The 26,499-nt window shown below is 58.7% G+C and carries 16 protein-coding genes and 1 pseudogene; 12 read left to right on the top strand and 5 right to left on the bottom strand.

All coding sequences use genetic code 11. The annotated features are described in order from the left end of the window. The first annotated feature begins 158 nt into the window (after positions 1-158). The gene (locus CKW40_RS37620) at positions 159-2,261 is read left to right on the top strand and encodes a UvrD-helicase domain-containing protein (RefSeq protein WP_179298258.1); all 2,103 of its coding nucleotides are present in this window, start codon (positions 159-161) and stop codon (positions 2,259-2,261) included. Positions 2,262-2,271: 10 nt separating this feature from the next. On the opposite strand, the gene CKW40_RS37615 is transcribed toward CKW40_RS37620, so the two are convergent. From CKW40_RS37615 to zorA, 5 genes are read right to left on the bottom strand one after another with little or no spacing between them, the layout of a single operon-like run. Beyond that, on the bottom strand, positions 2,272-3,180 hold the full coding sequence (locus tag CKW40_RS37615) for an ASCH domain-containing protein (protein WP_179298257.1): 909 nt from the start codon (positions 3,178-3,180) through the stop codon (positions 2,272-2,274). 31 nt (positions 3,181-3,211) lie between these two features. Beyond that, positions 3,212-6,196, bottom strand: a complete 2,985-nt coding sequence (locus CKW40_RS37610; protein WP_095204723.1) for a DEAD/DEAH box helicase — start codon at positions 6,194-6,196, stop codon at positions 3,212-3,214. Then, complete coding sequence (locus CKW40_RS37605; RefSeq protein WP_095204722.1) at positions 6,193-7,584, bottom strand: EH signature domain-containing protein; 1,392 nt, start codon at positions 7,582-7,584, stop codon at positions 6,193-6,195. Before CKW40_RS37605 ends, CKW40_RS37610 begins: the two co-directional genes overlap by 4 nt. Continuing rightward, complete coding sequence (locus tag CKW40_RS37600; protein ID WP_095204721.1) at positions 7,581-8,444, bottom strand: OmpA/MotB family protein; 864 nt, start codon at positions 8,442-8,444, stop codon at positions 7,581-7,583. Before CKW40_RS37600 ends, CKW40_RS37605 begins: the two co-directional genes overlap by 4 nt. 12 nt (positions 8,445-8,456) lie before the next feature. After that, entirely contained in the window at positions 8,457-10,580 is a 2,124-nt protein-coding gene (zorA, locus tag CKW40_RS37595; RefSeq protein WP_095204720.1) for an anti-phage ZorAB system protein ZorA, read from the bottom strand. 342 nt (positions 10,581-10,922) lie between these two features. On the opposite strand from zorA, the gene CKW40_RS37590 reads away from it, so the two are divergent. From CKW40_RS37590 to CKW40_RS44425, 11 genes and pseudogenes are all read left to right on the top strand, one after another. Next, positions 10,923-14,000 carry a BPTD_3080 family restriction endonuclease gene (locus CKW40_RS37590; RefSeq protein ID WP_095204719.1) on the top strand — a complete coding sequence of 1,026 codons (3,078 nt, stop codon included), beginning with the start codon at positions 10,923-10,925 and terminating at the stop codon, positions 13,998-14,000. 3 nt (positions 14,001-14,003) lie between these two features. Further along, positions 14,004-15,908 carry a GmrSD restriction endonuclease domain-containing protein gene (locus CKW40_RS37585; protein WP_179298256.1) on the top strand — a complete coding sequence of 635 codons (1,905 nt, stop codon included), beginning with the start codon at positions 14,004-14,006 and terminating at the stop codon, positions 15,906-15,908. Between the two features lie 7 nt (positions 15,909-15,915). After that, positions 15,916-16,344 carry a hypothetical protein gene (locus CKW40_RS37580; protein ID WP_095204717.1) on the top strand — a complete coding sequence of 143 codons (429 nt, stop codon included), beginning with the start codon at positions 15,916-15,918 and terminating at the stop codon, positions 16,342-16,344. Further along, positions 16,341-17,342, top strand: a complete 1,002-nt coding sequence (locus tag CKW40_RS37575) for a PGN_0703 family putative restriction endonuclease (RefSeq protein WP_095204716.1) — start codon at positions 16,341-16,343, stop codon at positions 17,340-17,342. Before CKW40_RS37580 ends, CKW40_RS37575 begins: the two co-directional genes overlap by 4 nt. Further along, positions 17,339-17,758, top strand: coding sequence for a hypothetical protein (locus tag CKW40_RS37570; RefSeq protein ID WP_095204715.1), 420 nt, complete (start codon positions 17,339-17,341; stop codon positions 17,756-17,758). Before CKW40_RS37575 ends, CKW40_RS37570 begins: the two co-directional genes overlap by 4 nt. Before the next feature lie 46 nt (positions 17,759-17,804). Beyond that, positions 17,805-18,143, top strand: a complete 339-nt coding sequence (locus CKW40_RS43360) for a hypothetical protein (RefSeq protein WP_143748456.1) — start codon at positions 17,805-17,807, stop codon at positions 18,141-18,143. A gap of 20 nt (positions 18,144-18,163) precedes the next feature. Continuing rightward, positions 18,164-21,157, top strand: a complete 2,994-nt coding sequence (locus CKW40_RS37565; RefSeq protein WP_095204714.1) for a site-specific DNA-methyltransferase — start codon at positions 18,164-18,166, stop codon at positions 21,155-21,157. A gap of 116 nt (positions 21,158-21,273) precedes the next feature. Beyond that, on the top strand, positions 21,274-21,783 hold the full coding sequence (locus CKW40_RS37560; RefSeq protein WP_198421182.1) for a hypothetical protein: 510 nt from the start codon (positions 21,274-21,276) through the stop codon (positions 21,781-21,783). After that, on the top strand, positions 21,780-23,885 hold the full coding sequence (locus CKW40_RS37555) for a 3'-5' exonuclease (RefSeq protein WP_095204712.1): 2,106 nt from the start codon (positions 21,780-21,782) through the stop codon (positions 23,883-23,885). Before CKW40_RS37560 ends, CKW40_RS37555 begins: the two co-directional genes overlap by 4 nt. Positions 23,886-25,036: 1,151 nt before the next feature. Continuing rightward, positions 25,037-26,041, top strand: a complete 1,005-nt coding sequence (locus tag CKW40_RS37550; protein ID WP_179298255.1) for a site-specific integrase — start codon at positions 25,037-25,039, stop codon at positions 26,039-26,041. Next, positions 26,038-26,499 (top strand): annotated as a pseudogene (locus CKW40_RS44425) (hypothetical protein); the annotation flags it as partial. The gene CKW40_RS37550 and the pseudogene CKW40_RS44425, both read left to right, overlap by 4 nt.

Genomic DNA, 26,499 nt, shown 5'->3' with positions numbered 1-26,499 from the left:
TCATGGTCGCAGCATTCGAGCAGGGCCGCAGCACAAGCTTGCACTGCGCGCTGTCGTGCTCCGTGTTCGAAACTTGCTCACGCCGCAGTCCAGGGGGCAGACTGCAAGCACAGATCATTAGATTCTGTAGACCATCGCCTCAGTTTGGGAACACTGACATGACTGACGCACAAGCTATTTCGACCAGGCCAATTGACGTCTCGGATCAGCAACTTGACGAATTTCAGCAGCGGTTCTGTAAGGCCCCCGGGGGCAATTTGCGCCTCCTTGCTCCTGCCGGCAGTGGTAAGACACAATCTCTCTTATGGCGGTGTGCAGAGCTTTATCGCCGAGCGGATTCGAAGGGCCGGTTCCTTGTCGTGACTTTCACCCGTGCAGCGCGCGACGAACTACGCGCACGACTTTCAAACCCCGATTTCGCATTTATGGCGAGTGCTGTCGAGGTGGTGACTCTGAACGGCTGGGGCTTCAAGAGGCTACGCGCCAATCATCACAGCCCGCGCCTGCTGGTAAGCGAATTCGAAAAGTCAGGTTGCGTGCGAAACACATTGCAGCCCGTCTGGCGCAAATTCCCACGGATTGAGAAGGCTATGGAGGCGCAACCCTACGTTGTCGACAAGATTCTGAACGGCCTGATTGAACGACTGAAATCATTGGGCTTTGATCATGAAGCTCCGAGCATTTGGGCCGCCCACGACCAGATGGACTACCTCATGCGTCTGGGCTTGCTTTGGCAAATCCAAAATCTAATCGACCAGTTGGCCGAATGCGAGATACTGGCCGACAAGCGCCTTGAATCCTTTATCGAAGATGTGTTGCCGTTTTGGGTCGACAGTTGTCAGACGATGATTGGGCAGGCTCTTTTTTCATTGGAAGATCAGAAATATGTCGCGTTCCTGGATCTGCGCCGGCAGATTGCGGAGGATCGCTTTCCCACCGGCGGTTCGCGGTACACACAGGTACTCGTGGATGAATTCCAGGACATCAATCCGCTTGACCTCAACCTCGTCCGAAAAATCGTCGATCTGCACAAGGCTGACTTGACGATCGTGGGGGATGATGACCAAGCCATCTTCGAGTGGCGGGGGGCGACGCCTCACTACATCCTGCAACCTGATCAACATTTCGATCGTGAATTTTCGACTCATATCCTGGAACGAAATTATCGTTGCCCCAGAAATCTTGTAGCGGCATCACAAAAGCTGATCGTTAACAACAAGCGTCGAGAAGATAAGCGCGTCGTTGCAATGCAAACGGCAGATGCAGAGGTCCAAATCGTGAGAAGCGACAGGTTCGTCGAATCCATCGATGCTGTGATGGATGAAGTGCGGTCTTTCCTCGCCAGCAACAGACCAAATGCGAAGCTTGCCATTCTTTCCCGCAAACGCGCGCAACTTATCCCGTATCAGGTTCTTATGGCGAGCGAGGATTTGCCCTTTTGTGCAGCCGAGGATCTTCAGATTTTCATGAGTGGTGCCTTTGAAAAGCTGCGGCATGCACTGCAGACATGTGCAGTGGCGCGAGCCAATTTCAGGCCGCCTGCGCTTGTGGACGATATTGTCAAGCTTTGCGACCTGGTGAAACGGTATCCGTTGAAAAAGGCGGAACGAGAAGCATTGGCCGCCCATTTGCGCACGAGCCGACCAAAAAGCTACAGCGACGCGCTCGATGCGATAGCAGCCTACCGCGGATCATTGAAAGGCCTCAACGAGGATGGGGCCGCCGGCCTCGTTTTCTGCCGGGTGCTGCGCGACCTCTTGGATGCGCCGACGGTAAGGGATGCAATCGTGGCATTGGGTGCGGGCTTTGCGGGGCTCAACCAGGATTATGGCAAATCGCAGGAAGACATATTCTACACCGACCCGCCCTTCCTCTACTTGGCGGAATTTGCGGGACGCTATGAGGACGACTTCCAGCGCTTCATTGATGATCTTGACAGCGCACGCGATACGCTTGCTCGGCTGCCGGGCGAGGAGGACGCTTCAGGCGCTGCCGACGAACTGTGGCGCCGACCAGTTCATCTGATGACAGCGTTGCGCGCAAAGGGCAAGGAATACGATACCGTCATCATACTTGATGCCAATGATGGCATCTGGCCCTTGCGCCGGGCGGAAACGGCAGAAGCCAAGGAGAGTGAGCGACGCTTGTTCTACGTGGCCATGACAAGACCAAAGCGCCGTCTCATGATTACGCTTAGTGGAAGGATTGGAGACCAACCCGCCAACCCGTCGCCGTATCTGACGGAAGCGGGTCTCTTGTAGCGATCCGCGTTCAAGCGACCTCAACGGCTTGAAGGATGGCTCCGAATGCGGATTCCGCGCGGAGCGCGGACACAAACCAGCCATGCGCTTCAGGCTCCTGACCCTCATATGGGGCGAATGCGCGAAAAGCGCTGTGTCTGAACACATAATGGCCCGATCTACCATTCCTGAATCGCTCAACGCCAGAAATTCCAGCGATTGCGGTTTCAGCCTTCTTGTCCAGCTCCGGCGGGAGGAAAACCCTGAATAGCGGTTCGGACTTCGGCATCCGGTCGACGAAGATAAAGCGCTTGCCCCTCCGTGTAGTAACCGACAGTTCAAGCATCTTGGTCTGCGAACTTCTGCGCGGCTTGACGGCGAAGCCGAGCTCCTCGGCCTTTAGCACGAGCTTGGACTCGAGGGCGGCGGATATTTGCGGTTCCTTGCCAGATGACCTGGGGGAATAACCGAATTTCTCCTCTGCATATCGCCGAGACGTTGAAGTGGGCAATGCGGCGGACACCGCCTGCACTGTCGCGGCGTCCGACCGATATAAGATGGCCGAATGCTGCTGCACGGCACGCATGGTTTCGACATCCAGATCGACCCAGGTGACGGGCCCGGAGGGACGCGTGAAAGGAACGGGCGCAGAAAACCGGTGGGCGTCTACCAGCACCCATGGTGTCAACCAGCCAGCTTGCGTCACCTCTTGAAGTCTGTTCGACGGGACACCGTGAAACTCGATGGAATCTGCCAAGCCGGACGCTGACAATTGCGGCAGCACGTCGACGAGTTTAACTACGCCTTCGATTTCTCGGCTGCCTTTACGAATGAGTGCGATCCGCCCGCGGATCGAGGTGGGCTGGGTTCGCAGCTCCCACGTCTTGTGGCCGTCCAGGATCAGATCGATCCATGGCTCTCGAACGATGAGCGCTTTCATTTGCTTACTCTGATGTGAGGGATCGGATGGATCAATGCGTCGAGATGGTGGCGCCGAAAAGAGCGCCCAAATCTCCATCCGACACGGGTGGCGCCAGCATGTTGCGCGAAAGCGTACGCTTTCGGCTCAGGAGACGGTCCAGCGTGACGTCGAAGGACGCGTCGCCCAATACTGGATGAATCGCTATCGGCAGATGGATAGTTACCGGCTTGTCCTGCCCGATGCGATAACAACGGTCATTGCACTGATCCTCAACCGCCGGATTCCACCAGCGGCTAAGATGAATGACGTGATTCGCGGCCGTTATGGTGAGGCCGATTCCGGCCGCCTTCGGGGACAGCACCAGTAGATCGAAGCCCTTTTGCGCCTCCTGAAACCGTTTGACGTATTCCTGCCGCCTATGGCCGGGCACTTCACCGTTGATAATTGTCGGTTCGGCGTGAAGATCGAAGAGAGTGGCGGCAACTCCGGCGAAGGCTCTCTGAACGGCGCGGTCTTCGATGAAGATCAGTGCCTTATCACCCGCTGATTTGACTTGTCGCAAGATTTCGATTGCTCGTGTCAGCCGTGCCGATTGCCCGAGCCAAGTCCCTGCCGATTGGCTGTCATAAGGATCGACGTCCCCGGCTCCTTCGGGATGGAGGGAAATCCCGCGCAACGCGTGAATCGCCTTGAGCATCGCTCCATGCGAGCGCTCGCCTGCCTGAGCGGAGCGAACGGCGTCCATATAAGCCTCCGCTTGTGCACCGGGCATGTGCGTCTCGTAGGACATGATCTTCTTTTCAGGCAGCCCCTCTATGTGGCTTTCCTTCATCCTACGAAGCATCATTGGTGGCCCGTTGGCCTGCGGCTCGTCGAGCTTGTCCTTGAGCGCCTTGAGATTGGCCGGCTGGTCCTCGGTATGCGCCTCGGAAAATCTCTTGAGATCGCCAAGAAATCCGGGCGCAACGCGGTCCATGATACACCACAGATCCTCGAGCCGGTTCTCGATGGGCGTTCCCGTCAGCCCCAATACGAAATCGGCGTTCATCGCCTTAGCGGCATGAGTGTTGATCGTACGTGGGTCCTTCACCTTCTGCATTTCGTCGAACACCGCCACCGAATAGCCAATCCGTGCGAAGGCGCGATGATAGTCCGCAAGGGTTTCGTATGTGGTCAGGATCCAGTCGGCGCGCCTCAAGGCGTCGCTGTCGAGGGCGTCCTCAGGGGACCAGGAGACCGTTCGTGGCCGCTTCAGCCTCTTCAAGCCCGGCCCGAACGCGTCCATCCTCTCTCCCAGTGCATCCGAGGCAAGATGTTGTTCTGCCTCGGCGATCCAGTTGTTCAGAAGCGCCGTTGGTGCGACGATCAGGATCGGACCTCGCTGCAGCGGCGTCAGCGATGCTGCTTGAGATTTCCGGTTCGCCCTGGTCCAGGCCAGAAAGCCCAAAGCCTGAAACGTTTTTCCCAAACCCATGTCGTCAGCTAAAAGTACACCCGGTCGCCCCGCCACCCAGGCGTTGAGCAACCATGACAATCCTGTTTGCTGGTGCGGCTTTGCCCGGGTGCTCCCCATCAGTGCTGATGGCACTTCAAGCGGAATGGATGCAATCCGCCTTGGAGCAGCATGCACATAGTCGGCGTCTTCCAGATTCTGCCTGATGAGAAGGACTTGCCGGTCGTCTTGTGCCAGTACCTCATCGCTTGCGGTCTGGCCGGGTTCGTCCCCCGTTTGGTCGATGCCGACCGGGGCAGAATCAACTGGCGCAATGTGAGCAAGCGCGCCCTCGACCTCGGATACCGAATAGTCCGTCCCCATAACGGCGACGGTCTCGTGTCCTTCGACCTTGGCGGCCTGAACCTGGTGCGACAGCTGCTCCACGCCCTCCTGGCTGAAGATGAGGGTCTTATCGCGTAGCTTCAGCGCGAAACCTTCGGGCAGCCACTGACCCGCCTTGTTCTGCAACCAGGGAAGCGCTGGCCTTTCCCACACGCCAAGGCCGAGAACGCGTTCGGAATATTGTTGTGTCTCGACAAAAAGCGAAGCGGCGACGGCATCGGCCGCCTCACCGTCCAGCGCCTCCGAGAGCGCCGGTCGAGGGTTGCGGATAAAGGCCCGTCGCGCTTCCCGTGGAGCGGAACGCATCTTTCTGACCACATCCAGCGCCTGCTTCAGGTCAGGATCAAGGACGACGAAGACATTGCGCCCAAGGACGTAGGCATTGTGGGTGCGGCCGCTGGCCTCGTAACGCTCGGAAACGAATTTCTGTTGCAGTTCCGGCGGCAGAAGCGCGTCGGCAATTTCGTCACGAAGCTTTCCCGTTGGCTCGTCCTCATCACCTTCGACGGCGGGCGCCACGTCCTCGAGAGTTGCCGCCTTGCCTCGGCTCATCAGGATGGGCGTAAAGTCGGGGCCGTTTGACGTTTCCCTGACATCGAGCGCGAAGGACCCCGCCTGATAGATCGTAAGGCTGGAGAGATATTGATCAGATTTGACCTCAAGTCCCGTGCTCTCGTGCAACGCTTCCTGCACGGGTTGCCATAGACCGATGCGGACCTCGATCGGTTGCCCCGCACTCGCATTGTAGGATTCGATGGCCTCCGTCAGTCGAAACAATGCACCGGTCAGCCTCCCCGTGTCCTCACCAACCGTCACGAAAGCTCCGGTGCGGATTCCGAGAACGGGCCGAGTATTCGAGTCGTACCAGCGAACGCGGATTCGTCCGGTCGCCGAATCAATCCTGTCCTCGAAAGAGAGCGTTGCCGAGAGATGGGCCAACGGAGCTATTCCAAGCGTGCTGGCAATCGATGCCGGCAATCCAGTCACGGCAGTGTGGGACAACACGACCGAAGCCGGCTCTTCGCGAGCCTCCTGTCTGGCGGCCGCCGACAAGATCATTCGCGCCGCGACGGACTCAGCGCCTTTGAAGGTTTCCCACTGCGCCGGCGGAACATTTTTTCGTCCAAGCAATCCCTTCTGCTGCGCTTCTACATGGACGCCGTCCGGCGCAACGCGCGTACGGAAAACAATCCTCATCCCCTTACCTTGTAGCTTGACGAGGGGATTCGAATGCCAGTCATCTGGTGGATCTTGTTGGCCACCTTTGATTGCCAGCTATTCGCGCCGTCGTGCGGCCAGTGAGTCACTGCGAATGTCGAGTGATGGATGGAATCGTTGCCATGAGATCGTAGGGCGCTCGGGCTGTAGAGGCGCCGGCTTTGACCTAGTTTTGGTGCTATGCGGTCTTCCGCGTCGTTCCATATGTGGCATCTTCCATCGTGGCTCCACTCTGCCACAACTCCACGCCCTATCCGTAGGAGAAGGACGGCTTGGCCCGATTGAACCGAGCCGTCGAATGTGGCGAAGGAGATGTCCTTTCCGAAGGCGTGTCGTGCCGCTCGCGCGCCTGAGGGGTCAAACACAACCCACGCATCGGAGATGAGATCGAGCTTGTAGACAGCCTCCCAGAAGGCTCGTCGATAGACCCACATCCGTTCGAGCGCAATCTTGTCGACGACGTCGAGGAACTGCCTTAGCGACTGCTCGGTCAGCCATTTCCGGACGATCTCCTCCGCCTGCCGCATCCGTGACCATCGCCCGCTCTCCAGCCTCGGATCCTTGAACAGTTCGAGGAGCAACGAAAGATACTGATCGCGAACCTGTTTGGCCGGCAGAGCGGCGCCAAAGGGAAGCACCAGCGCGTTCGCTACGAGAGGCGCATGCTCCTCGAAGATGAGCCCGCCATGCCGGTCAAGAGCAAGGTTCTTGACGATTGCCAGTCGGGTGTCGGCGTGAAGTCCGGCGTCGGCAGCAAGCTGCGATAGCGCTTCCATTGCGCAGGCACGCGCATAGCCAGATCGCGAGTCGAGGGCGCCAAGTCCGCCCTTCTGCAAGACGACTGTCGGCGAGACCCCATCTGTCAGCGCGCGGCGGCTAATATTGCGCGGTCCGGTCCGCCAATCGAACAGGTCATGTTCGTCGTGAAGGTCGGACCATGGCCGACCCAAACCGCTTGCAAGCCGGCCGAGCGCGGCTGAGGCTTCCGCCATTCCGTTACGACCAGGTGCGAAGGCTGAGAGGAACGACGACGCCAAGGCGCGGCCGGGCGGCTTGCGGCCACAGTTTTCAATACGAGCAAGTGTGCCTTTAAGGATCTCGCTGTGATCGGAAAGGGCGGGAGTAGTCATCCAAAGGCACCACGCTGCATCACGAAGTTCACGCATGGTTACGTCCGACCCGACGCTCAGGCGATTGAGAAATGTCCGTGCCAGCTCGTTGTAATCCTTCGCCTCCCGACGGAAGGCTTGCCCATCAATGCCACTGATACGCTCGGCTGCCGCCGCCACGGCCGGAACATCCCGGAGTTTCGGGGAGGTGAGCGGGCGCGCCTTCAACTGCTGAATTACTCCCTTCAGATGGCTCACGGTGCACCTCCGATCGCGTCTATCAGGATCTTGATTTCTCCCTGCATGTCGTCCGTCTGCTTGCGCAACTGCTCCAGCCGTTCGCGATTGTCGCTTTCCATAACGAAACGCAAGTCGATGCGCCTATTGGCAGCCCGAGCTTCGGTCGTATCTGACTTGTCTGCAGGGCGCGTCGAGGAGTAACCGGAGACAGATAGGATTTCCTGATCATTGTGGTTCGAAAACGTTCTCAGCTCAGGAGCACTTGCGATCATTTGCTTGAATGTTTCCGAAGCGCGGGCGGTTGATAGCCGCCAATTGTTCTGGTCGATGCCGGTGCTGTCGGTGTGCCCTTCGATGAAAACGGTCTCAATGGCGGGTGCGTTTGTATCGCGACACGTGCGCGTACCATCTTCCACTTTGCATGCAACATAGTCGACAAGCACCTCCCGAAGGATTTGTGCGATCGTCTCCACATTTCGTTCAGCCTGACCTTTTAGTGTCGACTCATCTGAGCCAAACTGGACAGCATTTTCTGTTATCCGCAGGACATCACTCTTAGGACTGATCACCACATCAATATTTCGACTGGCGAGCTGGTCCCGGATCCGCTCCAGCAATGTGCGTCGTGCTACCGCCGCTTCATCCATCGCTGCGATGTGTTGGCGAACCTCGATCTGCAACGCCGCGACCTTTTTCGCCGCCTGCCTCGCCGCTTCCAGGGCAATCTGCTGCGTGTCTGTCTTCGTCCGGAAATCGAGGGCGAACACCATGAGCATAATGATGAAAATAAACAGGACGCCCACCATCATGTCGGTCATCGAAACGAAATAGTTTTCGCCTTCTTCCGCGGCTGTGTGAGAATCTTCCTCGTTAATCATTCACGCGGCGTCCTATTCCGCGGCCTGCGGCAGCAACGCCATCCGCAGTCGATCAACTTCCTCGCTCAACGCAGTGGTGTTGTCGTTCATGTCTGTTAAGAGCGGGTTTAGCTTGTCGATGGCGCTCGCGAAGCCGGCGTCGATTTGCTGCACCCGCTGCGCAATGACTTCACCTTGGTCCTGGGCTGCCTTGGCCAAGCCTTCGACTGCACTGGCAAGACTCTTGTCTACGCCTTCGAAGCGCTCCGCGTAGGACGACCAAGCTGTCGCCAGATGGTTGTGGTGCTGCGTTAGTGCATCAGCCAACGAGCGCGATGCGGTCTGGCCCGCCTGCAGAGTAGCTACCGAGGAGGTAACCGCCTCTGCCATTTTGTCGGTCGCGCCCGCGATACGCTCGCCGGACTGGAGCAGCGGTGCGGAAGCCGTGCGAACATCCTGGGCGGTACGCTGGAAAGCGTCGGCTACGGCGCGAGATTGGTCGGTCGTCTCCCGCATTGCATTGCCCTGAGCGACAAGCGTGGTTTCGGTTCCACGCATTGCCGCAGCGAAGCGCTCGATCTCTTCGCGGATGGTGGCAAGGGCTCCTCCAAGCCCATCGCGCAACGCCTTGGCAGCTTCTGCAGATGCACCGCCAATAGCTTCAGCTGCACCTGCCTGAGCCGCCGCGACGCGCTCGCGCGTTTCCTCGAGCTGTTTCGACAAGCCATCCTGGAAGCCACCGAGCCCGTTGTTGAACGTCGATACCTGTGCTTCCAGTCGTTCGAATACTCTCCCCATTGCTTCTTCGAGCCGCGCCGATGCGCCGGATGCCGCTTGGCCAAGGCTCTCGTCTACCTTGCGGTTCGCCTGCTCCATCGTTTCTCGCAGCGCAGCAACGACCTCGACCATTGCGACACGGCTCTGTTCGGAACTTGAACCGAGCTTGTCACCGGCATCCGAGACGAGCCGATTGAGGTTCTCAGCTGCCTCCGACAGTCTTCGGCCGAAATCGGCGCCGCTGCCGTGGATTCCGCGCTGCGCCTCGACCAGCGTGCCTTGCATCGACTGGAGTGTGGAAGCCAATTCGCGCAGTTCAGTTCCGGCGCCCCCCTGCACGCTCTCGCTGAACCGAGTAACAAGTTCTGCGACGCCAGATTGGCTATTAGTGGAAAGCTTTCCAACAGCCTGATCGATGCTTGCCGTCACAGGCGCCATGGCGCTCGCAAAGGCAGTCTGGATCTGCGGCGAGAGGTTTTCGCCCATGCGAGCGAAGAAGTCAGCGGAATTAATCTGTTTCAATTCCGTGAGTTGGCCCGCCAGCGTTTCGTTCATCTCGGCTGTAATGGCCTGAGGCGCAGTGTAACGAAGTTTTCGCTCCACCGCTTTGCAGAATTTGTCGAAAACCGATTCGATGACTGAAAGATTGAGCTTGAACCAGAAGGACAAGAAAATCGACGCGCCGAGACCCGCGATCGAAGTTGAAAATTTGAATGTTGCGACCTGGAGCAACTCGCGCGTCGCAACCTGCATGCCTTCTGCATCCACGCTGTTGACGGCAGTTGCAGCTTTGTTGAGTGCAAGCACCAAACCCACAAAAGTCAACAGCAAGCCTATGCCGACAAAATACCCGGGGATGCTGCCGACGAGCTTCAACCCGAGCAGATGTTCTCGCGCGACCGACATGTTGACGAAGGCTTGTGGACGTACGGTGTTGCGATAGACGCCACCCTCTTCCTTTGGCGGAACAAGCGTCTCGTCGAACTCTTTCCAGGCGTGACCCAATAACGGGTGCAGTTCCAGCCGCTTTTGCATTGAGGGATAGGCCTTGGCGAAGTCGACCATATCCTTCGTTTTCTGCACGCGGCGCCTTATGCCGGAGATAGAAAGCGAAATCAAAATCGTGTGCATGACAGTGAAAGCGATAGCCAAGGCCGCTGCGAACGCCACCAAACTGCTAGCTATGGCGAACGCGAAACCTTGAGTGCTCACGCCTTTCAGGTCTCTGTTTCCCACTTCTATGAGGGTCGCCCAAATCAGATCAACATCTAACCAGGCGAATGTGGAGGCAAGCTTCCATAATACAGCCGCAACAATGGCCCAAAAAAAGACAAAGCGGACGGCGCCGTTCCACAGCAGCTTCGATGCGAAAATAGACATTTGAATCCCCGAGCCCTTCGCCTGTCAATACACCCCTCTCTTTAGAAGTTCTAGCTTACCTTGCCGTGCTGGGAGTGGAGACACGAAATTTGATCGCGTAGTGCAAGACCCTGGCCCCCTGGCTTTCTGGGCTGCAATTCACTGGCTCATTGGAACGTCTCTTTTTCGCCAATTCGGTAATTCGTGAGGGTCAGCAAAGGATTTTCACTGCCTTGGTCAATCGGCTGCCCTCCACCCATTTGCCCATTTGGCAAACGACATATCGGAATAACCACCACCTCAAGGTTGATAAACGAATTTCATCCCGTACAAGATACGCAAGATTCGCTCTGGGGGGCGGCCATGACAAAACCTTTTTACGCGGAGCCGATCCTTAATTCTCCGTACTTGCCACCCACGCGGCATCACGCGCTGGGCGACGACGGTCAGCCGCTGGAACATCCGCCGATCGAAGGGCGGAGACGCTCGAAATATGTGACGCCGGTGCCCAAGGCACGGCGCTCGAAGCCGGGTTCGGCGCGAGGCCAGACCTCGCTCGGCTTCGATGCCGAGGAAACCAGCGAAAGCGGCTACAACCCGACTCCAATCATCAACGAGATCCGAGGCCACACCGAATCCTGGCGCGCGCTTCCGAATCCCAACGACTGGGGCGTGACGCCGGTGACACAGCGTCTGCTGCAGCATTGGCGGCATCACGAGTTCTCCAACCAGCAGCCGTTCTTCTGTCAGATCGAAGCGGTCGAGACGGCGATCTGGCTGGCCGAGGTGGCGCGTGGGCGAAAGCAGTACGCGCATATCTTTCGCCACCTGCAGGAGGCCAATCGTGATGCAAACCCGGAACTCTTCCGCCTTGCCCTGAAGCTTGCAACAGGCGCCGGCAAGACGACTGTGATGGCCATGCTGATCGCCTGGCAGTCGATCAACGCAGCGCGGCAGCCGAACTCGTCGCTCTTCTCGCGAGGGTTTCTACTCGTCGCGCCAGGCATTACCATCAAGGATCGGCTGCGGGTGCTGAATCCTTCGGACACCGATAATTACTACCGCACGCGCGAGCTGGTTCCGGCCGAGCTGATGACCGACCTCGGCAAGGCCAAGATCGTCATCACCAACTATCATGCCTTTCAGCGCCGCAAGGCGCACGACCTCAATCCTGTCGGCGAACGGCTGATGCAGGGGCGCACAGGCCAGCCGATCGAGAAGCAGGAAAGCGAAGGCGAAATGCTCGCCCGCGCTTGCGGTGAGCTCCTTCACCTGAAGAACATCGTCGTCATCAACGACGAGGCGCACCATTGCTACCGCGAGCGGCCGGGCACGGACGAGGAGTTAGAGGCGAAGGGCGAAGACAAAGAAGAGGCAAAGAAGAACAACGAGGCCGCGCGGCTTTGGATTTCCGGGCTGGAGGCGCTGAAACGCAAGGTCGGTCTGCGCGCCGTCTATGATCTATCCGCCACGCCCTTCTTCCTGCGCGGCTCGGGCTACGAGGAGGGCACATTGTTTCCGTGGGTGGTGTCGGACTTCAGCCTCGTCGACGCGATTGAATGCGGCATCGTCAAACTGCCGCGCGTGCCGGTCTCGGACAACTCAGTCAACGCCGAGTCGCCAGTCTATCGCAATTTGTGGGACCACATCGGCAAGGCGATGCCGAAAAAGGGAGCGGGCAAGTCCGGCGAACTCAACCCGCTTTCGATCCCCGCCCAGCTCCAGACCGCGCTGATCTCCCTCTACAGCCACTACAAGACCGAATACGACGAATGGCAGCGCGTGCCCATTCCAGTACCGCCGGTTTTCATCGTCGTCTGCAACAACACGGCCAGTTCGAAGCTGGTCTATGAATGGGTCTCCGGATGGCAGCGCGAGCGCGAGGGCCAGATGCAGACTATCCATCATGGGCATCTCGAGTTGTTCGGCAATTACGACAAGAACACCGGCGAGCCGCTGCCTCGCATGAACACGCTGCTGATCGATTCCCAACAGATCGAGTCCGGCGAGGCGCTGGACCCCGGTTTCCGCGAAATGGCTGCGGGTGAGATCGAGCAATTCCGCCGCGAGAAACAGGAGCGCGAAGGAGCGGCGGCCGAAAACATCTCCGACAGCGAGCTTCTGCGCGAGGTGATGAACACGGTCGGCCAGAAAGGTCGCCTCGGCGAGCAAATTCGCTGTGTCGTTTCCGTCTCCATGCTGACCGAGGGCTGGGACGCCAATACCGTCACGCACATTCTCGGCGTTCGCGCCTTCGGAACCCAGCTTCTGTGTGAGCAGGTGATCGGCCGCGGGCTAAGGCGCCAATCGTACGACCTCGGCGACAATACCGACCCCGCTGGAAGCCGACTGTTCGATACCGAATATGCCGACATCCTGGGCATTCCCTTCGACTTCGCCACGGAACCGCAGAAGGTCACCAAGAACCCGCCCAAGCCCGTTACGCGCGTCGCCGCGGTTCGGGAGCGCGAGCGCCTCGGCATCCGCTTTCCCCGCGTCGCGGGTTACCGAACCGAGCTGCCGCCGGATCGCATCTCTGCAACGTTTACACCAGACTCCACGTTGACGTTGACGCCGGAGTTGGTCGGCCCCTGCGAGACCCGCCTTGAAGGACTCGTTGGCGAAGGCCACGACATCTCGCCGGATGCGCTTGATGACATGCGGCCGAGCGAAGTGGGGATGCATCTGACCAAGCGGCTGGTGGAACGGTACTTTCGCGACGGCGACCAGGACCCGCCCTACCATCTGTTCAATCTCGTCCAGCCGATCACCCGGCGCTGGATTCAAAACCATCTGAAGACTTCCGGCGGCACCAAGATTGGCATGCTCACCTATGCCGAGATCGCCGAAAAAGCCGCAAGCCTCATCTATGCGGGCATCGTACGCGAAGCGAGCGCCGACGGTGCGCCGGTCGTAAAGGCGATGCTCGACCCATACAATCCACACGGCTCGACCAATCACGTTGCCTTCAATACCACCAAGACGAATCTGTGGACGACTTCACCCTTGAAGAGCCACATCAACTACGTCGTCTGCGACTCTGACTGGGAGGCGGAGTTCGCCCGCGTCGTCGAGGGTCACCCTTCAACCCTCTCCTACGTCAAGAACCAGGCACTGGGCTTCGAAATTCCCTATCTAAACGGCTCCGTCACGCGCCGCTATCTGCCGGACTTCATCGTCCAGATCGATGACGGGCGAAGTGCCGACGACCCGCTCAACCTCGTCGTCGAAATCAAGGGGTTTCGCGGTCTGGATGCGCGGCTCAAGGCACAGACCATGGAAAATCTCTGGGTGCCGGGAGTGAACAATCTGAAGAATTTTGGACGATGGGCTTTCGCCGAATTCCGCGATGCGTTCGCGACCCAGGAAGAATACGGAAAGCTGATGGACAGCCTCATCGCCTCCAGCACAAACAGGAATCAGCAAAAGGAGATCGCGTAGATCATGGCGGGGGCCGCATTCAAGACCAATCCTTATTACCTGCATGAGTTGCTCAAGGACTGCGGTTCCGGGGTTCTCCAGCTTCCGGACTTCCAGCGCAGCTGGGTTTGGGATGAGGACCGGATCAAGAGCCTGATCGCGTCCGTTTCGCGTGCCTTCCCGGTCGGAGCGTTGATGACGCTCGAAACCGGCGGCAACGTCGACTTCAAGCCACGACCGATCGAGGGTGCGCCGGAGGCAGCGAGGACCGTTACCCCACGGGCGCTGCTTCTTGACGGGCAACAGCGCATGACCTCGCTCTTTCAGGTTTCGCTTCGCGGTGCAGTGGTCGAAACCATCACGCCAAAAAAGAAGAAGGTGAAGCGCTGGTTCTATATAGACATACTAAAGGCGCTGGACGGCGTAACGGATCGCGAGGACGCCATCATCGGCGTCCCCGAGGACAAGCTGGTTCGCGAGAATTTTGGCCGCGAGGTAGTTCTTGACCTCTCGTCACCCGAACGCGAGTTCGAGAACCTGCACTATCCCGTCTCACAGATATTCGATTGGGATGACTGGCAGGACGGCTACAACGAATATTGGAAAGACGAAGATAAACGCGCACTTTTCAGGGCCTTCAAGAAGGAAGTGCTAGAGAGTTTCAAGACCTACCAGGTGCCCGTCATCGCGCTCGACCGATCAACGTCGAAGGAAGCGGTCTGCGTCGTGTTCGAGAAGGTGAACACCGGCGGCAAGCCACTCGACGCCTTCGAACTTGTCACCGCCATGTACGCGGCCGACGGACACGAGCTGCGCAAGGACTGGTATGGCGACGGCAAAAACGATGGGGGGCGTCATGGCCGCTTCGTGTGGGCGCTGAAGCTTGCCGACGCGGAGAAAGGAATCCTTGCCGAGGTCGGAAATACCGATTTCCTCCAAGTTGTCTCGTTGTTCCATACGCGTGATAAGCGCAGGCAGGCGGAAGCCGAGGGCAAGCAGGGAAAGGAGCTCTCGCAGGTCACGGGTAACCGCCAGGCGCTCCTGAGCCTGCCGCTTGACGCCTATAAGAAGTATCAGACACAGGCAGAGCGCGGCTTCCTGACGGCCGCCAAGTTCCTGCGCACGCTGCATATCTACAGGATCTTCGACCTGCCCTATCAATCGCAGATCATTCCACTCGCGGCGATCCTCGCCGACATTGGTGACGCTTGGGAAAACGAAACAGCCCGGGCGAAGCTCGTGCAATGGTACTGGAACGGCGTTTTCGGCGAGCTCTACGGTTCCGCGGTCGATACCCGCATCGCTCGGGACTTCATGGAAGTGCCGTCTTGGATTCGGGGAGGTCCGCCCCCATCGACCGTCAGCGAGACCATCTTCCGCGCTGATCGACTGAAGACGATGCGAATGCGCCTCTCAGCTGCCTACAAGGGGGTCAACGCGCTGCTGATGAAGGAGGGAGCGAGGGATTTCCGTTCCGGGCAGCCATTCGACCACACCGTGTTCTTCGGCGAGAATGTCGATATCCATCACATCTTCCCGCAGGCCTGGTGCCGCGCTAACGGGATCAAGCCGGACATCTACGATTCCATCATCAACAAGACTCCGCTCGCCTATCGCACGAACCGAACGATCGGAGGCGATGCGCCTTCCGTCTATCTGGCGCGGTTGGAGCAAGGCGCACCACCGGAGCGCCCGGCGATCGAGCGCGAAAGGCTCAATGCAAGCCTGAGTTCGCACCTGATTGACTCCGGCCTCCTGCGCACGGACGCGTTCCAGGCCTTTATGGCCGACCGACAGGCGCGGCTGCTGGCGCTGATCGGGCAGGCGATGGGCAAGGATGCTTATCGCGGCGAGGTCTCCGAGGAAGGCGAGGACGACGAGCGCGACGACGACGGCGTCGAAGCTGAGATGACTATCGCGGCGGAGTGAACGTGCGATGATCTACAATGACCTCAAGACAGACGTGATCAAGCGCTTCTGGCTGCATATGTTCGGCCGTCACAAGGGTGAGATGCTGTATGGGAAGGCACAGCCGGTCGGCGCGCGCTGGCATGCCATGCCGGAACTGGGTCTGGCGATCAGTATCACCACCGGCATCCACTTTGTCCGCGTCTTCGTCCGGACGATGGAAGGCGGGAAAGCGTCGAAGCTACGCGAGCGCCTGACACACTGGCAGGACGAGCTGCTTCCAGCACTGGGCGCTCCGTTAAAAAGCCCGGGCGAGAGCGACAGGTTCTTTTCGAGCAGGCTTGATCTCGACATGAACGACGAAGGCAATTGGGACGCCGCGGCCGATTTCCTGTGGGACACCTCGCAGCGCTATGAAAAGGCCCTGCTCGGAACTCTGGGTGGGACCGAAGCATGACCGGCCCACGCGAGCCCCATTTCGTGGCACAGGAACGCGCACGTCAATCGGCTTTCTTCGAAGCATATCTTCCGAGCGAAGGAGGGTTCGGGGGCAGTGCCTATCGCCTTGCTCCTGAGAACCGCCTTTCGAACCTCAATCCCGGAATCCGCAACATCGCCGCCCGCTATTTCTCCGACTACGCCATCGCCTGGCATCAACATGCCGCTCATGGCCTCTCGTCACAGGTTAGCTGCCTGAATTTCCTGATGCCTCTCGCGACGCGTCCGGAGATGTTGGCGCGTCTCGTCCAGAGCACGCTTGGTGGCGATCTGCCGGAAATGCTGGAGGTCGAGAAAGGGCCGGACGGTGAACCCTGGTTCGTCGGCTTTGAATGGATCGGCCGCAGGGATTACCTCAACGAATGGCCTCGAACTGGATCGCCAAAACGCGGCGCCAATGTCACAAGCGCTGATGCCATTTTACGCTTCCGGCAGGCAGGTCGTGCCGAGACCTTGCTGATCGAGTGGAAGTACACTGAATCCTACGGCGCTCCACCCGAACCGAAGCGCCAACCGGAACGCCTTCGCCGCTACCAGAACATTGCCTTCGCGCCGTTCGGCCCGTTGCGCAGCAATGCCGACCTGAAACTTCCCGACCTGTTCTGGGAACCGTTCTACCAGCTCACTCGTCAGCAAATGCTAGCGTCGCGTATGCAGGCATCGAAGGAAGACGGCACGGATCGCGTTCGCGTGCTGCATATTGCGCCGGCCGGCAATCGGCGACTCGCTCGTATCACCTCGCCCGCACTGCGGTCGCTCGGCGACAATGCCTTCACGGTCTACCGCGCCTTGCTGGCCGACCCCGAAGACTTCATCAGCCGCTCGACCGACAAGCTATTCAGCCCGCTGATAGCCGATGGGTCCGCGGACGATCCCTGGGCGAGCTATCTCAGCAAACGCTATCTCTTCCTGACCGACACGGCCGCCCCCTCTCCAGATGAAATGACCTCAGCATGAACGCCATTTTCGACATCGGCCCCCGCACTGCTGCCGAATTTGAAGACGACTGGTTCTGCAGGGTGCTGGAGGAACGGCACCCGGAGGAACGGACCAGGCGGGCTGCAAAGTCGAAGTTCTACTGGCAGCGCGCACTGCCTTCGCTAAGTCTCGTAGTCACCATGTATGTCGCGCCGGACAATGACCGCTGCGGTCTTTTCTTCGGCCGCAACGAGAAACTCGGCGCGATTGATGTCGTGGAGCGATTGCAGCGGCATGCCGCTCGCCTTTGCGAGATCCTGAAGCTCGATCCGGCGGTCAGTTCGACGGAGTTTCCGTTCATGTCGGAATGGCAGGTCAACTGCTTCGCGGCCGACAACTGGCCCGCTATGACCGACTGGCTCACCACGGAAGCAACGTTTTCGAACGCGTGTTGATTGAGCTGGCTGTCTAAACAGTCGAGCGAAGCAAAGGGGGGATGCAGTGGCTAATTTCAAGGACGGTGTAATCCGCGACGGATCTTCTATCGGTTCCGGGACGGCATTGGGTAACCTCAAGAATGGGATAGTCCGCAATGGCTCCTCTTCCGGTTCAGGCACAGCGCTAGGCAACGTAAAGGACGGAGTTATCCGCAATGGTTCCTCGATCGGAGCGGGCACAGCCGTCGGTAACGTCAAGGATGGCGTGGTCAGGAATGGCTCAAGCAAGGGCAGCGGCACCACTGTCGGCAAGGTCTCCGACTTCACCATCAAGGGCATTGAGCGCGAACGCGACGATGAGATCGTTGCGGTCTACCACTTCCTCATAAAGAAATTTCTCTGACGACTCGATTGGACTGCTCAATGGCCAAGACGCCGACACAGAAAAACATCGATGCGCTGACCCATGACGCTGCCAGGCGCATCAACAACCCGACTGCCGAGATGGCCTCGCTGTTCGAGCAGCAGCAGGAAATCCTTGGTGAGGGTGAGCACTCTATAAGCTTGCCCCGGCCGAGGCCGCTGGCGAATGGCGAGAAGCGCGAACGCGATGGTGATCTCGACCCGCAGATCGTCTGGAACGGTGTGAGGATCAGGATCACCAGGGATCAGATGCGCAAGCTCGCCGAGACCGGCGATATCGAGATCGGCAACGCCCAACTCGTCTGGAAAGGCAAGGATTCGCAGGACTGGTCCGACCTCGTCGTCAATGCGCCACCGATCTATCGTCAGGAAGCGATCCACCCGAGGCACCTCATCGACGATCTGAGGCGCAGGTCCGACAAGGCGCGTGAAGAAAAGACTGACGAGCCGAGCTTCTTTTCCGACTTCAACGGCATCACCGACCCGGAAGCGCGGGCCGAGTTCTACCAGCATCCGCAGCACTGGACGAACCGTTTTGTCCTAGGTGACTCTTTGCAGGTGATGGCGAGCCTAGCCGAGCGCGAGGCGATGCGCGGCAAGGTGCAATGCATTTATTTCGACCCGCCCTACGGCATCAAATTCAATTCCAACTGGCAGGTCTCGACGCTCTCGCGTGATGTCAAGGACGGCAAGGCAACCGACGTCTCCCGCGAGCCGGAACAGGTCAAGGCCTTCCGCGACACCTGGAAGGACGGCATCCACTCATACCTCACTTACCTGCGTGACCGGTTGATGGTTGCGCGCGAGTTGCTGGCGGAAAGCGGCTCGGTGTTCGTCCAGATCGGCGACGAGAACGTTCATCATGTGCGTACACTAATAGGCGAGGTATTTGGGGATGAAAATTTTATCGCGCAAGTTACTGTCGAGAAAACGAGCGGCCAAACCCAAGATTACATCTCACCAGTAGCCGACTACATCCTCTGGAGCGCCAAAAACAGGAGGGCAGCAAAGTATCGCCCCATGTGGCTGGAAAAGAACTCTGATCTTGCTGGGTTCGCTGAGTACAGTCGCGTTGAAGAGCCGAACTTGCTTAGGCGACGAATGAGTGCGCTCGAATCTGTCGACCGCTCCAAAATTCCCGAAGCTGCTCGTGTCTATCGTCAAGACAACCTGACCAGTCAAAGCATGGGACGACAAAAGGGCGAAGGTGCAGCATCCTGGTTCGACGTTCTTGTGGATGGCCAGAATTTTCGTCCAAGCCTTCAGAATCGGTGGAAGACGAATGAACAAGGAATGGCACGGCTCGTAGCTGCGCGACGTGTCGAGGCGCGTGGCACCAGCTTGAGCTATGTTCGTTTCATTGAGGATTTCCCGGTCGTGCCAGTAAACAATATTTGGCGGGACGTAAAATTTTCGAGCCGATCAGAGGACAAGACTTATGTCGTGCAAACTTCAGCGAATACTGTCCAACGCTGCATTTTAATGACCACCGACCCCGGCGATCTAGTGCTCGACCCGACCTGCGGTTCCGGCACCACGGCAACGGTCGCCGAGCAGTGGGGCCGGCGCTGGATCACCATCGACACTTCGCGCGTGGCGTTGGCGCTCGCCCGCACGCGCCTGATGTCGGCTCGCTATCCCTATTACCTGCTCGCCGACAGCACGGATGGCCGCGCACAAGAGCAGAAGGTCTCCGGAAAAATCCAGCCGCATCTACCGACCAGTGGCGATATCCGTCAAGGATTTGTCTACGAGCGCGCACCGCATGTTACGCTGAGATCCATCGCCAACAATGCCGAGATCGACGTGATCCGGGAAAGGTGGCAGGCGGTGGCGGAGCCTCTGCGGACGGAACTGAACGAGAAGCTGACGACGGGATTCGAGGAGTGGGAAATCCCGCGCGACCTCGACCGGTGGCTGGAGACAAAGGAGGGCGCCGCAAAGGCCGGGCTGGTCAGCGCCCGCGTCCGCGAGTTGCACAAGGGTTGGTGGGAAGGCCGCATCGCGCGGCAGAAGGAGATCGACGCCTCGATTGCCAGGGCCGCCGACGTCGAGATGCTTTTCGATCGCCCCTACGAGGACAAGTCGCGCGTGCGCGTTGCCGGGCCGTTCACGGTCGAAAGTCTGTCGCCACACCGCGTCGTTACCGCGCGCGATGACACCCTAGGCAGCGAGATCAAGGCTGGCGAAGGCGGCATGCAGCCCGACCCGAAAAACGTTCCGGAGATCGATTTCGGCCAGATGGTGCTCGATCATCTGCGTACCGCCGGAGTCCACCAACAGGAAAAACGCGACACGATCCGTTTCAACTCGGTCGAGCCAAGGCCTGGCAACTGGCTGGCCGCTGAAGGCCGCTACACCGATGGTGACGGGCGCGAAAAGCGCGCGGGAATCCTGATCGGTCCTGAGTTCGGAACTCTGACCCGGAGCCAGATCACTGCTGCCGCCAGGGAGGCCTCCGAGGCCCGCTTTGACGCATTGATCGCCTGCGCCTTCAATTTCGAGGCCCAGGTGAGCGACCTGAACCGGCTCGGCCCCTTGCCGATCCTGAAGGCGCGCATGAACCCTGATCTCCACATGGCTGACGACCTGAAGAACACAGGCAAGGGCAACCTCTTCGTCGTATTCGGCGAGCCGGACGTCGACCTGATCGAGACAGCACAAGGCGAATTGCAGGTGAAGGTCAACGGCATCGACATATTCGATCCCTCGACGGGCGAAATCCGCTCCGACGACGTGAAGGGCATCGCCGCCTGGTTCATCGACACCGACTACAACGAAGAGAGCTTCTTCGTCCGCCACGCCTATTTCCTCGGCGCCAACGATCCCTACAAATCGCTGAAGACCGCACTGAAGGCCGAGATTGACGAGGAAGCTTGGGAGACGCTCTATTCCGACACCTCACGACCGTTCCCGAGACCGAGCACGGGGAGGATTGCGGTAAAGGTCATCAACCATTTTGGCGACGAAGTGCTTAAGGTTTTCGGGGTGTGAGAGCTTTCAAGTTTCGCTCTGCGGCAAAAATTGAGTTTGCCTTGGACATCATTCTAAGGCGCCGACTTTATTGCGGCGACTGGCGGTCAATGAATGACCCGATGGAAGGTCTATTCATGTATTCGACCACGGGCCAGGTCCCGAGTATACAAGAGCGCATCAAGGGGATCGGCGACGCTAAGTCCATTTACAGGGTCTGCTCTCTCTCGGCGAGTTTTCAGTCTCACCTTCTGTGGGCTCACTATGCTAACGGCTTTGATGGTCTGGTCATAGAAGTAGAGCTCCCTAACAATGATCCAAATGTCAGACGACTAGATTACAGGGGCGTTTTTGCGTTTTTGGATATGGACCAAGTTCTTACGGAGGACGAAGCCGCTAGAACTATTCTGTTCTCGAAATATCAGGAATGGTCCTACGAAGAAGAGATACGAATTTTGTCTAACCAGACGTACTACAACGATATCGCCGTCAGGCGAGTCATTGCCGGCCATCGAATGAATGAGGCTCTGTTCGACACTCTCGAGATGGTTTGTGAGAGGGAAGGCATTCAGTTCTGCAAGGTCGGTATCGGCGATGAGGGAATCGATGCTGACAGAGTTCCCCCGCGAGTACGAAGGCATAGATGACCACCATCCTCGCCGACAGCTTTACCGCATCCCTCGCAAAACTCGCCAATGACGAGCAGAAGCAGGCGAAATTGACTGCGTTCGACCTGCAGGCGAATCCCGATCAGCCCGGCCTGCAATTCCATCGCATCGACAAGTCGAAGGACCCGAATTTCTGGTCGGTGCGGGTTTCCCGCGACATCCGCATCATCGTGCACAAGGCGGGCGGAAGCCTGATGCTCGCCTATGTCGGCCATCACGATGACGCATATTCCTGGGCGGAACGGCGGCGCATCGAGGCACACCCGACAACTGGTGCAATGCAGATCGTCGAGGTGCGGGCACTGGTCAAGGAGATGGCGCTGCCCGCAACGACCGCGTTCAAACAGGCCGATCTGCCCTTCCGTGTCGCCCCTATAGAAGAAGAAACCCCTGTATCCGCCGCACCGATCTTCGCGAAACTGGCGCAGGGCGATCTGCTCTCCGTCGGCGTTCCCACGGACTGGCTTTCCGACGTTGCCGAGGCGACCGAAGATTCCTTCTTCACGCTTGCTGCTCGCCTGCCTCAGGAGGCAGCTGAGGCACTGCTTGAATATGCCGCGACTGGAATCCTGAAATCCGCGGTGGCGTCCGTCGAAGACCCGATGGCGCATCCGGATACGATGCGCCGCTTCCGCGTTCTCGAAGGGCTTGAGGAACTGCAAGCTGCCCTCGACGCGCCGTTCGAGAAGTGGGCGGTTTTCTTGCACCCTCTCCAACGCGGCGTCGTCGACCGCGACTATTCCGGCCCAGCGCGCGTCGCCGGATCGGCCGGGACAGGCAAGACGGTCGTCGCGCTTCATCGGGTAATGCGGATTCTTCGCCTACATCCAGATGCCCGCGTGCTCCTCACCACCTTTTCCGATCCGCTAGCAGCTGCGCTCCAGCGTAAGCTGCCGATGCTCTCAGGCGGCCGCGCCGAAATTGAGGATCGCGTGACCGTCGCCTCCTTCCGCAGGATTGCAGAAGAATTGTATGCACTCACGACCGGACGCAAGGCGCATATTGCGAAGCGCGATACAGTACGCGGGATGATCGAGAAAGCGGCGGACGATGCGGGAGCGCGAGACTTCTCCCAGAGATTCCTGATCTCCGAATGGGAGAACGTGATCGACGCCTGGCGGATCGGCAGCGCCGATGCCTACGCCGAGGTGCCGCGCATGGGTCGCAAGAACCGCCTGGGTCAGAGGCAACGCGAGGTGCTGTGGCAGGTCTTCTTGCACGTCCACGATGCCCTCAGGCAGCAGGCGCTGTTCACGCCAGCTTCGCTGTTCGCCGCAGTGACCGAGACCTATTCCGAAAGAACCGAAAAACCCTTCACCCACATTGTCGTCGACGAGGCACAGGATCTCGGCGTGCCTGAACTACGCTTCCTCGCGGGTGTCGCGCCCGACAGGCCTGACGCGCTCTTCTTTGCCGGCGACATCGGCCAACGGATCTTCCAGCAGCCGTTTTCTTGGAAAGGACTGGGAATCGACGTGCGCGGCCGCTCATCCACGTTGAAGGTCAACTACCGCACATCGCATCAGATCCGAGCGATGGCCGATCGGCTCATCCCGAAGACGATCCGCGATATCGATGGGCTTGAGGAAGACCGCCGGGGCACTGTATCCGTCTTCGAAGGGCTGGAGCCGACGGTCGTCATCGCCAATGATCAAGCTTCAGAGCGGAAGGCGGCTACCGCCTTCATCCGCGAGGCGCTCGACGACGGCATGACGGCAGATCAGATGGCTATTTTCGTCCGTTCGGCCGCCGAGCTTCCGCGCGCCCGTGCCATCGCCGAGGCTGCAGCGTTGCCGTACCGGACGATCTCTTCCGGAAAACCTGGCGAAGACGCAGCGGCGCTGGTCGGGACCATGCACTTGGCCAAGGGCCTGGAGTTCCGGGCCGTGTTGGTCGTCGCCTGTGACGAGGGCGTTCTACCCCTCGCGGCTCGGGTGGCGGACGTCGCCGACGAATTTGAACTCGATGAAGTCATTGCCACTGAGCGGCAACTTCTCTATGTGGCGGCGACGCGGGCTCGGGACAGGCTGTTCGTGTCCAGTGTGAAGCCGGGTTCAGAGTTTCTCGAGGACCTCGTTTAGACGCTTGCCCGGCACAAGTTGTCTGTCGCGCGGGCACGCGCGGCGGCGGCCCGAGCTGACCGGGTTCATCCGCGCTGTTGAAAAACAGAAAATCTGTGGACAGCGATCAACTAGAAGGTGTGGCCGCGACCACGTTCTTCGCTTCTTGTCTCGGCACAGCCTGTATTTTGAATCCTTGCGAGTGACCGACGCGGACCTCTCAACAGCATCAAATGGGCTGGCAAGAGAGAGACGACGAGTTCTTGACGGCTGGTGCGGCATGGAACTGGTGCCAAATTCTAACAACTCAAAAACCCAATATCATTCAATGACCTGCAAGCACCTCAAGGACTCATCTGCCCACATTAAGAACTCTTTCCTCGATATCTCTACTATACTTCGATATCGCACCACAATCCGGGCGTCGTGTACGAGAAGTTGAATTCGACGATGTCAACATATATTTCCATTTTTTTGAGACAATTTGCAGAGACCTTGCGCACCTGCTTTCTTTCGTCTCCGATAGCGCGCGCAGCTGGAGACCGTAACGATGTCGATACTTCCTGTTTTGGTTCATGAGAGCCGCAGAGATTCGGTAGTTTCCCCTGCGGAAAAGGAGAGCCGCCGCATCCGTCTTATTCTGCAGCTCGCGTCTGTCCGGGATTGGAGAAGCTTGGCCTTGGCCATCGAACGCAAGAGCGCGGATCCCGTTAGCGTACCCACTGCTGAGGTTCGTTGCCAATCTCGTAAAGACCGAAGACACCGTCCCGTGGGTTTTCAACGGGGCAATTGCATCGCAGTGATGGCGGAACCCGTCACCTGTCTCAGCCTAAACTGCCTCCGACACTCGCCGCGGAGTTGGGTCGAGAACTGTAGCCCACATCCCTTGAAGACACATGGGCGGGGGTAGCAGCATGCCATGGAGCGTCTTTGCGCCGAGCGCCGAACGCCTCGAACGGATTGGATACGCGACAGTATCGGGCTGCTGCACGCTGTTCCATAGCGTCAGAGGCTACGGAAGGGTTCCCAACCGGTATCTGAGGGATCGGAGCACTGGCCGTTGGACGCCAACGTTCGAAAGGGGCCCGTCAGGTGCTTCAGGTGACCCGCAAGCGGCGTCAAGTTGCAAAGGTATAGGCGACCGGCTTTCCAATTTCCTTAACTGGACTGAGATGCTCGGTCTCGAACCCGAGAATATGACGTACCAGGATATCTTGGAATACCAGAATGGAATGGCGCAGGGACGCTGGTCCATTAGTGGCAGGGAGCTCAAACCATCGACCTGTAATCCGCGCGCAGACGAAGCGACTTTCTATTTAATGTGGCTGGCTGACTGCGGGTATCGCGGGCATTTCAAAGTCGATTCGAAACTGGTGCGCTTCGTCGGTCCTGGGCGGAAGCGTGGCCAACTTTTCCTTACTCGAACCGGGCGACTGCCAATCGGCGAGCACGGCCTGAGAATACTAGCCCTGCCCCAAAAGCCCCAGGTGCTGACGTGGCTGTCAGCACTGAAGCGAAGACGGGGCAAGGCCAAGATGCTGGCCTGTCGCTACATCATAGAAACTGGGGCACGCCTACATGAGACATGCGCGCTTCGCGTGCAACAGTGGCCCTCAGCGGCGGCCATTGACTCCGCTCGACGCGCCGGACGCGGCTTCGTCAATATGACATTGAAAGTGACCAAAGGAGGTAAACCCCGAACCATACAACTGAAGCTCGACTTCGCTGCCCTGGTCCGCGATTGGATAGATCGCGAGCGAAGCAGATTGGTGCCCCCTCGCCTAGCGAACCACGGAACGCTGTTCGTATCCGACTGCCGGGGCTTCGAAGGAACGGCCCTAACACGTTCGACCATCTATCTTTGCTTTAAGCTAGAAATCCCGGGCGGCCCAGAGGAATGGTACCCCCATCTCGGGCGGCATTGGTTTGCCTGCACCTATGTGCTCGAAGGCCTTACCAGAGACGCGGCGGCATACGGGCACACCCTCCCTTCGATGAAACCGGACTGGGTCACGAACCGCGCCTCATTTTGGCTCGACACACTGCGGCGGCAGCTGGGTCATATCTCAGAAACGACGACAGAGCTTTATCTCAGGTGGCTTGTGACGATGTATCAAATGGTCGATGTCGCCCGTGGATGGGGCAGCTTCCTTGATGGGGAAGATATATTCCCATGAACGCATCCATGCTTGACCGTCGTCAATTGGCTGTCGTCACTACCAAGTCTGGCAACTCAGCTGAAATCGACCTGACGGAATTCTTCGAAGGCGGCTCGGGCGCCGATCGGACAGGGACGTGGCCGGGAGATTTTAAGGGACGTCCACAGCTGGCGAGCGAGTTTCGCGACTACCTAGAGCGGGAGCCTCTGGGAGAAGACAGCTTGGTAAAGCGCATGACCGGGGCTCGAAATCTGTTCCGGTTCCTAGACGATTCAGAAGATCTGCCAGCCCCAAACTCCATGGCTGACATCACGGAAATCCACGGGATTAGAGTAAAGAGATGGCTCACTGTCAAACGGCTTCCAAAACTGACCCCCGATCGGCGTCCAATTTTGACCCCCTTATGTAATGCGCGGCGGTCAGCGTTCGCCCGGGCGGAGCTGGTGAGGGTTGCGCAGCCCGGGCGAACGCGGATG

The organism is Mesorhizobium carmichaelinearum (assembly GCF_900199455.1).
In the GTDB taxonomy this organism is placed as follows: domain Bacteria; phylum Pseudomonadota; class Alphaproteobacteria; order Rhizobiales; family Rhizobiaceae; genus Mesorhizobium; species Mesorhizobium carmichaelinearum.
This window is presented reverse-complemented; position numbering and strand designations above follow the sequence as displayed.

Excerpts from the sequence above, each read along its gene's own strand:
- CKW40_RS37620 (WP_179298258.1), top strand. The coding sequence starts at position 159 with ATGACTGACGCACAAGCTATTTCGACCAGGCCAATTGACGTCTCGGAT.
- CKW40_RS37550 (WP_179298255.1), top strand. The coding sequence starts at position 25,037 with ATGCTCGGTCTCGAACCCGAGAATATGACGTACCAGGATATCTTGGAA.
- CKW40_RS37585 (WP_179298256.1), top strand. The coding sequence starts at position 14,004 with ATGGCGGGGGCCGCATTCAAGACCAATCCTTATTACCTGCATGAGTTG.
- CKW40_RS37590 (WP_095204719.1), top strand. The coding sequence starts at position 10,923 with ATGACAAAACCTTTTTACGCGGAGCCGATCCTTAATTCTCCGTACTTG.
- CKW40_RS37580 (WP_095204717.1), top strand. The coding sequence starts at position 15,916 with ATGATCTACAATGACCTCAAGACAGACGTGATCAAGCGCTTCTGGCTG.
- zorA (WP_095204720.1), bottom strand. The coding sequence starts at position 10,580 with ATGTCTATTTTCGCATCGAAGCTGCTGTGGAACGGCGCCGTCCGCTTT.
- CKW40_RS37615 (WP_179298257.1), bottom strand. The coding sequence starts at position 3,180 with ATGAAAGCGCTCATCGTTCGAGAGCCATGGATCGATCTGATCCTGGAC.
- CKW40_RS37560 (WP_198421182.1), top strand. The coding sequence starts at position 21,274 with ATGTATTCGACCACGGGCCAGGTCCCGAGTATACAAGAGCGCATCAAG.
- CKW40_RS37575 (WP_095204716.1), top strand. The coding sequence starts at position 16,341 with ATGACCGGCCCACGCGAGCCCCATTTCGTGGCACAGGAACGCGCACGT.
- CKW40_RS37565 (WP_095204714.1), top strand. The coding sequence starts at position 18,164 with ATGGCCAAGACGCCGACACAGAAAAACATCGATGCGCTGACCCATGAC.
- CKW40_RS37570 (WP_095204715.1), top strand. The coding sequence starts at position 17,339 with ATGAACGCCATTTTCGACATCGGCCCCCGCACTGCTGCCGAATTTGAA.
- CKW40_RS37600 (WP_095204721.1), bottom strand. The coding sequence starts at position 8,444 with ATGATTAACGAGGAAGATTCTCACACAGCCGCGGAAGAAGGCGAAAAC.
- CKW40_RS37555 (WP_095204712.1), top strand. The coding sequence starts at position 21,780 with ATGACCACCATCCTCGCCGACAGCTTTACCGCATCCCTCGCAAAACTC.
- CKW40_RS37610 (WP_095204723.1), bottom strand. The coding sequence starts at position 6,196 with ATGAGGATTGTTTTCCGTACGCGCGTTGCGCCGGACGGCGTCCATGTA.